12 protein-coding genes and 1 tRNA gene are annotated in these 13,424 nt (G+C 64.1%); 4 read left to right on the top strand and 9 right to left on the bottom strand.

The window, feature by feature from the left end; all coding sequences use genetic code 11:
* Positions 1-4 precede the first annotated feature (4 nt).
* The 7 genes from ACQY6T_RS05655 to ACQY6T_RS05625 all read right to left on the bottom strand — a co-directional run bounded on the left by ACQY6T_RS05655 (position 5) and on the right by ACQY6T_RS05625 (position 7,014).
* Entirely contained in the window at positions 5-781 is a 777-nt protein-coding gene (locus ACQY6T_RS05655) for a TatD family hydrolase (RefSeq protein WP_428629380.1), read from the bottom strand.
* The gene (gene metG, locus ACQY6T_RS05650; protein ID WP_428629379.1) at positions 781-2,373 is read right to left on the bottom strand and encodes a methionine--tRNA ligase; all 1,593 of its coding nucleotides are present in this window, start codon (positions 2,371-2,373) and stop codon (positions 781-783) included. Before metG ends, ACQY6T_RS05655 begins: the two co-directional genes overlap by 1 nt.
* Positions 2,374-2,411: 38 nt before the next feature.
* Positions 2,412-3,392 carry a DNA polymerase III subunit delta' gene (locus ACQY6T_RS05645; RefSeq protein ID WP_428629377.1) on the bottom strand — a complete coding sequence of 327 codons (981 nt, stop codon included), beginning with the start codon at positions 3,390-3,392 and terminating at the stop codon, positions 2,412-2,414.
* The gene (gene tmk, locus ACQY6T_RS05640) at positions 3,389-4,009 is read right to left on the bottom strand and encodes a dTMP kinase (RefSeq protein ID WP_428629376.1); all 621 of its coding nucleotides are present in this window, start codon (positions 4,007-4,009) and stop codon (positions 3,389-3,391) included. The genes ACQY6T_RS05645 and tmk overlap by 4 nt, the downstream gene beginning before the upstream one ends.
* 78 nt (positions 4,010-4,087) lie before the next feature.
* The gene (locus ACQY6T_RS05635; RefSeq protein WP_428629374.1) at positions 4,088-5,011 is read right to left on the bottom strand and encodes a D-alanyl-D-alanine carboxypeptidase family protein; all 924 of its coding nucleotides are present in this window, start codon (positions 5,009-5,011) and stop codon (positions 4,088-4,090) included.
* A gap of 52 nt (positions 5,012-5,063) precedes the next feature.
* Positions 5,064-6,005 (bottom strand): septal ring lytic transglycosylase RlpA family protein, encoded by a 942-nt coding sequence (locus ACQY6T_RS05630; protein WP_428629372.1) that lies wholly within the window; start codon positions 6,003-6,005, stop codon positions 5,064-5,066.
* A 13-nt stretch (positions 6,006-6,018) separates the two neighbouring features.
* A complete protein-coding gene (locus ACQY6T_RS05625) occupies positions 6,019-7,014 on the bottom strand; it encodes a lytic murein transglycosylase (RefSeq protein WP_428629370.1) in 996 nt (331 codons plus the stop codon).
* 213 nt (positions 7,015-7,227) lie between these two features.
* Between ACQY6T_RS05625 and ACQY6T_RS05620 the strand changes: the two genes are divergently transcribed.
* Positions 7,228-7,317: transfer RNA gene (locus ACQY6T_RS05620), tRNA-Ser, on the top strand.
* Between the two features lie 5 nt (positions 7,318-7,322).
* Here ACQY6T_RS05620 and rsgA read toward each other — a convergent pair.
* Both rsgA and ACQY6T_RS05610 read right to left on the bottom strand, forming a co-directional pair.
* Entirely contained in the window at positions 7,323-8,213 is an 891-nt protein-coding gene (rsgA, locus tag ACQY6T_RS05615; RefSeq protein WP_428629368.1) for a ribosome small subunit-dependent GTPase A, read from the bottom strand.
* Positions 8,214-8,516: 303 nt separating this feature from the next.
* Positions 8,517-8,720 carry a hypothetical protein gene (locus tag ACQY6T_RS05610; RefSeq protein WP_428629366.1) on the bottom strand — a complete coding sequence of 68 codons (204 nt, stop codon included), beginning with the start codon at positions 8,718-8,720 and terminating at the stop codon, positions 8,517-8,519.
* Positions 8,721-8,737: 17 nt separating this feature from the next.
* On the opposite strand from ACQY6T_RS05610, the gene ACQY6T_RS05605 reads away from it, so the two are divergent.
* The 3 genes from ACQY6T_RS05605 (at position 8,738) to ACQY6T_RS05595 (ending at position 13,423) form a co-directional block, all read left to right on the top strand.
* Positions 8,738-11,746: an autotransporter outer membrane beta-barrel domain-containing protein gene (locus tag ACQY6T_RS05605; protein WP_428629364.1), complete on the top strand. Its 3,009-nt coding sequence runs from the start codon at positions 8,738-8,740 to the stop codon at positions 11,744-11,746.
* Positions 11,747-11,832: 86 nt separating this feature from the next.
* Complete coding sequence (locus ACQY6T_RS05600; protein ID WP_428629362.1) at positions 11,833-12,501, top strand: RNA polymerase sigma factor; 669 nt, start codon at positions 11,833-11,835, stop codon at positions 12,499-12,501.
* Complete coding sequence (locus ACQY6T_RS05595; protein ID WP_428629360.1) at positions 12,491-13,423, top strand: FecR family protein; 933 nt, start codon at positions 12,491-12,493, stop codon at positions 13,421-13,423. Before ACQY6T_RS05600 ends, ACQY6T_RS05595 begins: the two co-directional genes overlap by 11 nt.
* Position 13,424 lies beyond the last annotated feature (1 nt).

The following is a 13,424-nucleotide window of genomic DNA, read 5'->3' as shown; positions in this document are numbered from 1 at the left end:
GACGTCATGGCGTCGCCTTGTTGAACAGCGCATAGAAATTGGCGCTGGTTGCCGCCGCTAACGCGTCCTGGTCGTCGTCGCGAAGCGCCGCGAGAAACGCCAGCGTGTCGGCGACAAACGCCGGTTCGCCCGTCTTGCCGCGATGCGGCACCGGGGCGAGGAAAGGGGAGTCGGTTTCAATCAGCAGCCGGTCCTGCGGCAGCCATTTGGCGGTCGCCTGAAGATCTGCGGCGTTCTTGAAGGTCACAATCCCCGAGATTGAGATGAACATCCCAAGATCGAGCGCCCTGTGCGCAAAATCGTCGCTCGCGGTGAAGCAATGGATCACGCCGGGGAAGGTCGCCCTGCCCATCTCCTCGCCCAGTAGGTCCAGCATGTCCGCTTCGGCATCGCGGGTGTGGACGATGATCGGCAGACCCGTCTGCTGCGACGCATGGATATGCCGGCGAAAATTGTCTTGCTGGCGGACGCGGTCGCTCTTGTCGTAATAATAATCGAGGCCGGTTTCGCCGATCGCGATTACCCGCGGATGCGCCGCGCGCTCGACCAGCTTGGCGGTATCGACGTCGGGATGATGATCGGCATCGTGCGGATGAATGCCGACACTGGCCCAGACGTCGCCGTTCGCTTCGGCGGCCGCCAGCACATCGTCCCACTCGCTTTCGCGCGTCGCGATGTTGAGCATCGCGGTGACGCCGCGGGCGCGGGCGCGGTCCAATACCTCACCCTGCTGCTCGGCAAGGCCCTTGTAATTGAGGTGGCAGTGCGAATCGACGAGCATCAGGCCTCTCCTTCCCCCCCACCCTCGTTGGCGGGCAGGTCGAGGCGCGGGAAAAGTGCTACCGGCTGCGCGACTTTGAAGTCGGTTGCAGCGAGGCGCGCAAACCAGTCGTTATCAGCCAGCGCCGCGAAATCGCGAGCGTCGTCGGCAATGCCCATTTGGTCCAGCAGTTTGTCGGCTGCTGCGGGAACGACCGGACGTATGGCAATCGCCAAGGTGCGCACCACCTTGAACAGGGTCATCAACACTGCGCGCATCCGCTCTGGGTCGCTCTTGCGCAGCGCCCACGGCGCCTGGGTATCGACATATTGATTACAGGCAAAAACGGCACGTAGCCAGTCTTCGATCCCGGACGAGAAGGCGAGCTGTTCAAAAGCGGATGGCAGGCAGTCGCGCGCCATCTCGTTGACTTCGCCGAGTAGGTCAAGATCGTCCTGCGCCTGCGCATAGTCGATCGACAAATCGCCATCCAAATTTTTGAAAATCATCGATAAACTACGCTGCGCGAGATTGCCGAAGCTGTTCGCCAGATCGGCGTTGGCGGTCCGGACAATCGCCTCGGCCGAATAGGTGCCGTCCTGTCCGAAGCTGACTTCGCGCAGCAGATAATAGCGGAGCGGGTCGACGCCGAATTGCTCGGCAAGCGCCATCGGGTCGACGACATTGCCCAGCGACTTCGACATCTTCTCACCGCGGTTGAGCAGGAAGCCGTGGCCGAATATCTGTTTAGGCAACGGCAATCCGGCACTCATCAAGAAAGCCGGCCAGTAAACCGCATGGAAACGCACGATATCCTTGCCGATCATATGGATATTCGCCGGCCAGAATTTGCCGAAGTCGCCATCAAGATTGGGATAGCCCAGCCCCGACAAATAAGTGGTGAGGGCGTCTACCCAGACATACATCACGTGCCCAGGCGATCCCGGCACCGGAACGCCCCAGTCGAAACTGGTGCGCGATACGCTGAGATCTTTCAGCCCGCCTTCGACAAAGCGCAGCACCTCGTTCCGACGGCTTTCGGGGCGGATGAAATCGGGCTGTTCTTCATACAGCGCAAGCAACTTTGCCTGATATTCGGACAGCTTGAAGAACCAACTTTCCTCGACGGTCCATTCGACGGGCGTCCCCTGCGGAGAAAGGCGGGCGCCCCCCCCTTCCCCGGTAGTAAGCTCGCTTTCGTCGTAATAAGCTTCGTCGCGGACCGAATACCAGCCTTCGTAACGGTCGAGATACAGGTCGCCATTGGCCTCCATCGCCCGCCAGATCGCTTGCGATGCCGCGTGATGCGCGGCATCCGAAGTCCGCATGAAATTGTCATAGCTGATATTCAGCGCGGCATACATCTCACGGAAATATGACGACATTTCATCAGCGAGATCGATCGTTTCGCGCCCCTGGTCGCGCGCTGTCTGAAACATCTTCAGCCCATGTTCGTCGGTGCCGGTAATCAGCCGCACATCGCGGCCGCGGGCGCGCTGGAACCGCGCCATCACGTCGGTGGCGATCGCTTCATACGCATGGCCGATATGCGGGCGGCCATTGGGGTAGCTGATCGCGGTGGTGATATAGAAAGGGGCGCTGTTTTCGGACATGGCCGCGCCTTAGCCGCTGGCGCGCGTAAGGGAAAGCGTCAGCGTGCCGGTTGCGCTGACCGCGGCGCCAGGTCGGCAAGGCAATTGCCGATTTCGAAGCCGACCATCGTTCCGTCATAGGAACCGCGGACCGCGTCGCGGACAGTGCGCTGAACCCGGTCCCATTGCGCAAGGATCGGCGCGATCTCTGCGACGGGGCGATCGCGCGCCAGCCGTGCGAGCAGCCCGGGCACAATATCGATCACCAGTTCCAGCCGCGCCCGGTTGGCGGTGCCGCCGACTTCGCGGGCGAGTGCTTCGCGCAGCCGGTTTTCGGGATCGCCGGTGGCGGCAATCGCGAGCAGCTTCTTTTCCATCACCGCGACATCACTGTCGATCAGCGCCAGCGCTTTGCCCGGCACACCGCCCGATGCGGCGACGATCGCGCGCACCTCGGCGATCTCGAGCATCGGGCGCAGATCGTGCAGCCATGCGGTCATGACGTCATGATCAACAGGTTGAAAACGCAAGTTTCTGCATCGCGACCGGATCGTCGGCAACAGGCGGCCCGGCGAATGACTGACGAGCAGGAACAGCGTTTTTGTTGGGGGCTCCTCGAGTGTTTTGAGCAGTGCGTTGGCGGCGTCGGTCTCCAGATCGTCGATCGCGTCGACAATGATGACGCGCCAGTCTCCGAGCGACAGCGACAGATGCAGGCGGCGGATCATGGTCCGCACCTGATCGATCGTGATGTTGCGCGCGAGGTCTTTGCTCTTGTCCTTGAGCTGGCGCGTCACGTGCAGGATTTCGGGGTGATTGCCCGCCTCGACCAGCCGACCCGCAGCGCTATCGCCGGGATCGTCGAGCGCAACAGCCTGCCCGTCGCCGCCGCGGCCATGGGTGACGAGAAAACGCGCCACACGTGCGGCAAAAGCCCCCTTCCCCATCCCCTGCGGTCCGGCGAGCAGCCAGGCGTGATGCAGCCTGCCCCCCTGCCAGCCTTCGAGAAAGGCTGCCTCGGCGTCGTGATGACCGATCATAGCCATTCGGCAAGACCGGTGAGGATTGCCGCCGTTACTTGCTCGGCGGGGGCATCGGCGTCGACAACCCGCCAGCGTTCGGGCTCCGCCTCGGCCATTTCGACGAAGCGCGCGGCGAGGCGCGCTTGATAATCGGCGGGCTTGCTGCCCATGCGGTCGCTGCCCCCGCGGGCGGTCAGACGGTGCGCGGCTTCGGCAGGGCTGACGGTGAGCAGGAAGGTGCGGTCGGGCAACAAGCCTTCGGACCCCACGCCGTGCAGCGTCAATATGTCAGCGTCGGTGATGCCACCGCCGCCGCCCTGATAGGCGCGGCTCGAATCGACGAAACGGTCGCACAGCACCCACGCGCCGCGCGCCAGTGCCGGGCGGATCGTGCGCGCGACATGGTCGGCGCGCGCGGCGGCGAACAGCAAGGCTTCGCTACGCGCATCCCAGCGGTCGTCGCTGCCTTCCATCAACAGGGTACGGATCGCTTCGGCGCCTTGGCTGCCACCGGGCTCGCGAGTGGTGAAGATGTCGATGTCGCTTGCGGCCAGCGCCGCCGCCAACGCGCGGATCTGCGTCGATTTGCCGACCCCCTCGCCGCCTTCAAGCGTGATGAAGCGCCCTCGCGTCATGCCGCCAACCCGCACAGATGGAAAATGGAATATCGGCCGCGCATCATGTGGCGGTAGCCGCCCGCACCGCGTTTGTCATCAAGGCGCAGCGCGACCTGTACCGGACGCCGATTTTTTGCCTTTGCCGACACCGAGGGACGGCATAGGCGTTCCGAAACCCCAGCTCATCAGCCGCTCTGCCTCGTCGCGCCGCGCCTTTTCGCTCGGCAAGCCAGCGACGACCATGATCAGGCGGCGTCCGTCACGCTTCGCCGAACCGAGGAAGCAATAGCCAGCTTCCGACGTATGGCCGGTCTTTAGCCCGTCGGCGCCAACAAAGCGGCCGAGGATCGGGTTGCGGTTAGACTGCACGATCGGCTTGCCTTCGGGCGACGTGCCGTGCGGCAGCCTTGGCACAGCGAAATAGCGCGCATAGCCGCCGGGATGATCGCGGATCAGTCGGTCGGCGAGCGTGATCAGATCCGCAGCGCTAACCTTGGTGACGCCGCCGTCGGGCCAGCCATTCGGCGTCCCGAAATTACTCGATTTCATCCCAATTTCAGAAGCTATCGCATTCATTCTTTTAACAAATGCGGCTTCGCTTCCATCGATCCCTACCGCCAGCGCCGCGGCTGCGTCGTTGCCAGATACGGTGATCAAGCCTTTGAGCAAGCTATCGACGGTTATCTTTTCGCCTGGGCGCAGAAACATCGTCGACCCGCCGTTGCTGCCGCTCCATTTTTTCCATGTCGCCTCGCTGACGGTGAATTGCTTGTCGCGCGCCAGTTCGCCTCTTTTGATCAGGTCGAGCACGACATAGGCCGTCATCACCTTGGCCATCGATGCTGGCGCGAACCGTTTGTCGGCTCCCCGCGAGAACAGGATTTCGCCCGACTCAAGATCCTTGAGCATGACGATCGGCGCTTGGGTGGTGTAGGGCGGACGGGTGGCCGCCGTATTTTGGGGGCTGGCGTTGCCGGTCGCGGTGACTGGGGTGGTAAAGACGATCGCAAGTCCCGCCAAAACTGCGATGCGTCGCCTTGTGATCGTTATGATTTTCAAGAAGTCTCGCTCTTCAGCGGTCGCGCTGGACGACCGCGTCACGGAAACCTTTGGCCTTTGCGGCGCCAAGCGCACCGCGTGCCGCGGCATCGCTGTCGAACGGCCCGATCCGCACACGCCACAGGTTGCCCGCCTTGCTCACTGTGCCGCCGACCGATTTGGCTGCGGCGTTCGCGCGGGCTTCGCTGCTGAATGCGCCGACCTGCACGACGAATTTGCCGATAGCCGTCGGAGGGGGTTTCGCAGTCGATACCGGTTTGGCGGCGGGTTTCGCACCGTCGACGACCAAGCGGTCGTCGCCTGGCTTGGCCTTTCCCGATGCAATCGGGGCAGCAGGCTGTTCCTCAACCGGGGGCGCGGTCGCCAGCCCCTTGGGAACCGGCATTGCTTTCAGCTTGGTTTGCAGGATCGACAGGAGTGAAGCGGGCGTCGCGATCCGTTCGGGGACAGGCCGGCCGCTGCGCAGCTGCAGGCGTTCTGCCGCGGGCGGGTTGGTGCGGCGGACGCGCACCGCCGAAACGCCGGCATTCAGCCCCAGCTGTTCGGCGGCGCCGCGCGACAGATCGATCAACCGATCGCCGACCATCGGTCCGCGGTCGTTGACGCGCACCAAAATAGTGCGTCCGGTGTCCAGCGCGGTGACCTCGACATAACTGGGCAAGGGCAACGTCTTGTGCGCCGCGCTGACCCCCGCAGGGTCGAATATCTCGCCATTGGCGGTCGGCCGTCCGGCGAGTTCTTCGCCATACCAGCTGGCATAGCCGACATCGTCATAGTCGGCGACGTCTGCGGGGGTGTAGGTCGTGCCGCCGACGGTGTAGGGATCGCCGACCTTGACCGGCGTGTCGCTGACCCCATTCGCCGTCGGCGCCGGTGTCGCGCCAGCGGTCGGTCCACCCTCGCGCTTGCCGCCGAACGTACCGCAACCGGCGAGCATCAGCATCGCCCCGGCCATCAGCCCTGCATTTCTAACGATCGATTTCATCCGCCAGCAACCCCACAGAAAGTGCGTAAAAGTTGGAACAATTATAGTCCAATATCGCACGATAGTTACCGGTCAGCAAATATGCGGTCCGTCCCGGGCCATCGGGTTCGAGTAGCACCGCCTGAATCTGTCCGTCGGGCCAGCGCCCACCGACGGGCTGGATGCCGTCTGCGCGCCATTCCGTCATCGAGCGCCAGCGGCTGTGGCGCGCAAAGACACGGGGGCAGCGGGTGGGGGCGAGCCGGCTAGCAAAACGGTTGCGGTCGAAGCCGCTTGGCACCGTAACCGCGACGCCCCACGGCTGTCCCGCGCGCCAACCGGCGCGGCGCAGATACGCGCCGATCGATTCGATCGCATCGGCCTCGCTCGACCAGATATTGGCGCGCCCGTCGCCATCGCCGTCCTCTGCCACCTGCAGATAGACCGACGGCAGGAATTGCGGATAACCGAATGCCCCCGCCCAGCTGCCCTTCAGCACCTCACGCGGCACGCCGCGCTGCACCATTTCCAAGGTCGCGAGGAATTCAGGCTCGAATAGGCTGCGGCGGCGTCCCTCGTAAGCCAGCGTCGCCAGCGCCTCGGGCAGGTCGAAACTTCCGGTGACCTGGCCATAGGCCGTCTCATGACCATAAATCGCGATCATGATGCTCGTCGGCACCCCGGTGCGCGCCTCGATGCGCGAGAGCAAGGGCAGCAGGCGGTCGTGAACGCGCCGTCCGCCCCCGATCCGTGCCGCATCGACATGCTTCGCCTTGTACGGCGCGAAGTTCGGGATCGGCGTGTCATTCGTCGGCGGACTACCCAGATTGTCCCGGTCGAGCGCGATCACGCGGGGGTTATAACGCAGGCCAGCGGTGACGCGGTCAAAGACTTGCCGCGAAACACCGCGCGCCTGCGCCTTTGGCCACAGCGACTGGACATAGGAGTCGAAGCTGGCATCGCCGCTCTGCGCGTGGAGCGGGGCGGACGCGGTGAGCATCCACGCCGACAGGACGGCAGCGGCGACAGCGAAAAGACGGCCAATTCTGGAAAATATAGCATGCATGATGTTCCCACCCATAAGGCGTGTTTCGCACAGATGCGAGCGGCTTGGCTAGGTTGCGGCGGGATGAGCCGAGTCATTCCCGCGGCGGGCCGTGCGAGCAATGTTTTTCTTGCTGCAAGGCGCCATCTCGCTATGGCGCGAAGGTGCGGACAGGTGGCCGAGTGGTTTAAGGCAGCGGTCTTGAAAACCGCCGTGGGTGCAAGCTCACCGTGGGTTCGAATCCCACCCTGTCCGCCAAGCTACTACCGACGGCGCTTCGGCGGATGCGAAGCGGCACTGTCCTCAGCCGCCAGTTTTTGCCAACGGGCGAACCGATCGGCGGTCAGCGCGCCGCCGGCAATGGCGGCGCGGACCGCGCAGTCGGGCTCGGCGCCATGCGCGCAATCCGAGAAACGGCATTGCTCTGCCATCAGAATGAAATCATCGAAAATCTCGGCAATGCCCGCCGCCGCTTGCGGCAGCTGAAGCTCGCGCATCCCCGGCGTGTCGAGCAGCCAGCCGCCATGATCGAGCCGGTGCATTTCGCGGGCGGTGGTTGTGTGGCGTCCGGTGTCATCGCGCGGGCGGATGGCCTGCGTCGCGATGCTGCTCGACTCCCGCAATGTATTGACCAGCGTGGATTTGCCGACCCCTGAGGAGCCGAGCAACGCCACGGTTTCGCCCTTGCCGCACCAGGCCGCAAGGCGCGCAACGCTGGCAGGATCGCGGCCGTTGACCGGTTCGACGCGCAGTCCAGGTTCGATCGCGCTCGCGGCGGCGACGAATTTCCCCGGATCGTCGGTCAGGTCGGTCTTGGTCAACACGACGACAGGTGTGACCCCCACTTCGCGTGCCAGAACCAGATAGCGCTCCAGCCGCGCAACGCTGAAATCCTGGTTGCAGGAGGCGACGACGAACAGCGTATCGACATTTGCCGCGATCATCTGTTCGCGGTTCGGATCGCCGGGTGCGCGCCGCTTGAACAGGTTCAACCGTTCCAGAACGCGGACGGCCTCGTGTGTGTTCCGATCGATCAGAAGCCAGTCGCCGACGGTCGGGTGGGCGTCGGATGGCGCGGCACCGACGATATAGGGAGAAATAAGCTGCTGTCCGCCCGCGCCCGCGACGGAAATCTTGCCACGGTGCACTGTCATGACCCGAACCGGGAGGTATGTTGCAGCCTCATCATCGGTCACCTGCTCAGCAAAGTAAGGGCGCCAGCCAAGTGTTTCCAAAATTTCGTTGGCCGATGTCATGAGGTGCTAAAGCGTCTTTCCGTTGGAGCGTGCGGATATGCCGGAAGCGACCGCGTCCGGCCTTTTCGGCGCTTTGCGCCGCCGTGGCAACCGCGTTGGCTGCGGTAACGCGGAGATCAGAGGACAGGCTGATCTTATTTTCAAGGCTGCGCCGCAGGGGCTCCGTCTTGTGATTGTCGCCGGAACAACATCCGGCCCTGATCACAAGAGGAACCCGATGCGCAAGACCTTGCTGGCCACCACCTGTCTGGCCGCCCTGCTTTCGACGACTGTCCAGGCGGAAACGACGATCACCACTGCGACGACCGCCCCCGTACGGACATCGACGATCAAATCGGGCGCACCCGACGACATCAAGATCACTTCGACAGGGTCGGTGAAGCCGACGACCGGTACTGCGGTCACCCTCGACAGCAACCACAATGGTCATCAACGAAGGCACGATCGAGATCAGCAACGTCAATGGCGCGCGCGGGATCGTCGCCAATGCCGGGACGGTCGGATCGATCACCAACGCCGCGACCGGCAAGATCATCATCGACGAACCCTATGCCCCGACCGACATCGACAACGACGGCGACATTGACGGAGCCTTTGCGCTGGGCAGCAACCGCGTCGGCATCGCGACCCTTGGCGCCTTTACCGGCAATATCGTCAACAGCGGGGCGATCACGATCGAGGGCAATGATTCGGCAGGCATCCGCCTTGGCGGACCGCTGACCGGCAATTTCACGACCGACGGGAGCATAACCGTGCTTGGTGATCGCGCGCTTGGCGTGGGGTTGCAGGATGTGACCGGCAATGTTCGGCTGGCGGGAACGATCACCGCGACCGGGCTCGACGCCATCGGCGCGCGGCTGTCGGGCAATGTTACCGGTGCGCTCGTGGTCCAGGGCAATCTGACCGCCACTGGTTACAGGTTTACGACACCGCCGGCGGACCCCTCGAAGCTTGACGCCGACGACCTGCTGATCGGCGGCCCGGCACTGTCGATCGAGGGCAATGTGACCGGCGGCATCGTCTTGGCCGTCCCGCCCAAGGATTCGAGCACGACGGACAACGACGAGGACAAGGACGGCATCCCCGACGACAAGGAGGGCAGCGCCGCGGTGCGGTCCTTTGGCTCGGCGGCTGCAATACGCATCGGATCGGCCACCCAAAGCGTGACGATCGGTCCGGTCGCGGGGACCGGGACCGGGCTGGGCCTGATCATCGACGGCAGCGTCGTCGGTAATGGACTTTATGCCGGCAAGGACGGCAACGGGATGCAGATCGGCGGCCTGGGCGGCGCCGTCACGATCGCGGGCGGGATCGGCATTGGCGCGACCGGCAGCGTGACCGCATTGTCAAAAGATGTCGCCGCGACTGCGATCCGCATCAGCAGCGCGGCGACGACGCCCGAATTGCGCAACGCGGGTAAGGTCGAGGCGACCACCGCAGGCAATGTTGCAGGTTCGGTCGCGACTGCCGTGCTGGTCGAAGCCGGCGGTAACGTTGCGCTGATCCGCAACAGCGGCGCCATCACCGCCAAGACGGGCGGCGACGTTAGCACCGCGCGCGCGATTGTCGATCTGTCGGGCAGTGTGGGCACGGTCGAGAACAGCGGCACGATCAGCGCCACCGGCGCGCTCGCCACGTCGGACCGCAATGTCGCGATCGACCTGTCGGCGAACGTCGCCGGTGCGACGGTCAAGCAGACCGCGGTCGCCACGGGGGTGACCGCCCCCAGCATCATCGGCGACGTGCGCTTTGGCGGCGGGAACGACATTTTCGACATCGCCGACGGTTCGGTGAAGGGCAACAGCTTCTTCGGGGCCGGTAATAATCGCCTCGCGCTGTCGGGCGACGCGACTTATGCCGGCAACGCGCGCTTCGGCGGCGGCAACGACAGCATGGCGCTGACCGGCACGTCCAAGTTCACCGGCGCGGCCGATTTCGGCGGCGGCGCCGATACGCTGAGCATCGGCGGCACGTCGGTTTTCGCGGGCACCTTGGCGAACGCTCAGGGGCTGGCGGTCTCGGTCAGCGGTGGCACGTTCGACGTCACGGGGGCTGCGCGGATTGCGTCGCTGGCGGTCGCCGACAAGGGAACGCTCGGTGTCCTGCTCGACACCGGCAGCACCGGCACCGCCTTGCAGATCACCGGCAACGCCAGCTTTGGTGCCGAATCGAAACTGGCCTTGCGGCTGACCAGCATTGAACAGGCCGAGGGACAGCACATCGTTCTGACTGCAGGCACGCTGACCGGCGCAAGCAACCTGACCGCGTCGCAGACCTTGCTGCCTTTCCTTTACAAAGGCACGCTGACGTCGAACGCGACGCAATTGATTGTCGATGTGTCGCGCAAGAGCACCGGCGAACTCGGGCTCAACCGGTCTGAAGCCGGCGCATTCGACGCGGTGCTCGACGCCGTCGTGGCGGACCAGAAGATCGAGGACGTCTTCCTCGGCATAACCAGCGGCGATCAATTCCGCAGTCAGTTGGGCCAGATGCTGCCCGAGCATGAAGGCGGCGTCTTCGAAACCGTCACCTCGGGTTCGCGCGCCCTGTCACGCTACTTGCAAGACCCCAGTGCGCCGTTCCAGGACGAAGGCAAATGGGGTTACTGGGTCAACCAAGCGGTGTGGGGGACGTCAAAGAGCGTCGGCGACACGGCAAGCTATGACGTCAGCGGCTGGGGCATCGGGCTTGGCGCCGAGATCAAGAGCGATATCGGTAACTTCGGTGGTTCGATCGCGTTTCTCAACGGCAAGGACGGTAATGGCAGCAACGCCAATGAAGTCACCACCAGCCAGTTCGAAGGCGCGCTGCACTGGCGCCTGCGATCGAAGGGCTTCATGGCCAACGCCCGCGTGTCGGGCGCTCCGATCAGCCTGAAAGGCACGCGCATCTTCAGCGCCGAGGCGGGCGCAGAAGATGTCGAAAAGACGATGAAGGGCAAATGGGACGGCACATTGTGGTCCGCATCGGGTTCGCTCGCCTATGATGCCGAAGCGGGCGCCATCACGATCCGGCCGATGGTCGCGGTCGACTATTTCAAGCTGACCGAGAAAGGCTATCAGGAGACTGGCGGCGGTGATGCGCTCGACCTGAAAGTGCTCGGCCGCGACAGCGACGAGTTGGCAGTGTCGGGTACCATTGCGCTCGGCATGGATTTCGGCGGCCTCGACCAATATGATGGCTGGACGCGCTTCGAAATCGAGGGCGGTCGCCGGCAGATTGTCGGCGGCACGCTGGGTTCGACCACCGCGTCGTTCAAGGACGGTACGCCGTTCACCCTTATTCCCGATGATCGCACGAGCGGCTGGGTCGGCCGTCTCCGTGGCATTGCTGGCAATTCGGCCTTTCAGGTCGCTGGCGAAATGTCCGCGGAGGAACAGCAAAACCATATTGGTTGGGCTTTCCGTGCGAGTCTGCGGGTCGGCCTCTAGCCCCCCGGCCGGCCCCGCGTGCAAGGGGGAGGCACCTCCCTACCCCCGCCTCCCCCTTGCTTAGACAGAAATGAACGAAGACACCGATGCTCGCACTGTCCCTCCCCTCTTTCCCGGCACCACGGTTGCGCGGCGAGACATGGGCGCTATATGACGGCGGCATCGGGGGAACCTATGGCGTGCGCCGGGGCGGCGCTGACCGGCAGAAAATGGCGTTCCAGAGCAAGCAATCGATGACCAGTTCGCACGACCGAACCGATACCGCCCAAGGCATCGAAGGCGTATTGCTCGCCAACCGGGATCGTATCGTCCGGTTTTTGCAGCTGCGCGGCGCGGGCGATGCGGCGGAAGATGTTTTTCAGGATTTGTGGATGCGGCTGACCGACCGCAGCATCGGCCCAATCGCCGATCCGCTGCCCTATGTCATGCGCGCGGCGAACAATCTGATGCTCGACCGCTATCGTTCGGCGCGGCAAAGCGCACTGCGCGATCAGGCCTGGGGCGAAGCCACTGCGGGACGGCAACCTTCGACCGAGCGCGCGCTGATTTCGCGCGAGCAACTCGGGCTGGTCGAGACGGCGATCGCGGCCACCGGCGACCGTCCCGCCCGCATCTTTCGCCGGTTCCGGGTCGACGGTTTGAACCAGCGCGATATAGCCAGCGAAATGGGGGTCAGCCTGAGCACCGTCGAAGCCGATTTACGCAAGGTCTATGCCGCGCTTGCCGCGATCCGGAGGCAGTTCGATGCGCCCTGACGCCAATCCCGCCGAAGCGCGCGCCATCGATTGGCTGGTCCGCCAGCGCGATCCGGCATTCGATGATTGGGACGGTTTCTCCGACTGGCTTGGCGAAGATCCCGGTCATGCGGCGGTTTACGATGCTATTGCGACGTTCGACCGGGATCTCGACGCCCTGCCCGCGGCGCCGAAGCCCTTGGTCGTGGTAATGCCGACCGCACCGCGCCGTCCGTCGCGCCGTGCGTGGTTCGGCGGCGCCGTGGCGGCGGCGCTGGTCGGGGTTATCGGTGTGTCGACGCTGTCGCCGTTCGGCAACGCCAAGCGGATCGAAACCGCAGCGGGCGAGCATCGCACCGTCGAACTTGCCGACGGATCGCGGATTGAAATCAACGGCGGATCGATCATCGAGATCGATCAGGATCGCCCGCGCTTTGCCCGCCTGGAATCGGGCGAGGCTATGTTCCATATCGTACACCGCGATGATGATCCCTTTGTCGTCGAAGCAGGTGGTGACCGGATCGTTGACTTGGGTACCGCGTTCAATGTCGTGCGGCGCGAACGGCAGACGTCGGTCGCCGTGTCGGAAGGCATTGTCCTCTACAACCCCGATCGCGACAAGGTCCGCCTGGTTGCGGGCAAAGCGATCGAAGCGCGCGATGATGACAGTAAGGAACCGGTCGTTCAGGACGTCGATGTCGCCAGCGTCGGCGGCTGGCGCACCGGGCTGCTGGTGTACAACGGCGCGCCGTTGGCGCTCGTGGCCGATGATCTGAAGCGAACCGCCGGGATGAACGTGCGGATTGCACCGGCGGCCACCGAGGTGTCGTTCCGCGGCGCGCTGATCATCGACGCTAACCGGGACCGGACCATATCCGATCTCGCCGCCTTGTCAGGGACGAAGGCACAGCGGCAAGGCGATGGCTGGATATTGACCCGCTGAC

This window comes from Sphingopyxis sp., from assembly GCF_965279725.1.
Classification (GTDB): domain Bacteria; phylum Pseudomonadota; class Alphaproteobacteria; order Sphingomonadales; family Sphingomonadaceae; genus Sphingopyxis.
The sequence above is the reverse complement of the archived record's forward strand: the minus strand, read 5'-3'. Positions and strand labels throughout refer to the sequence as shown.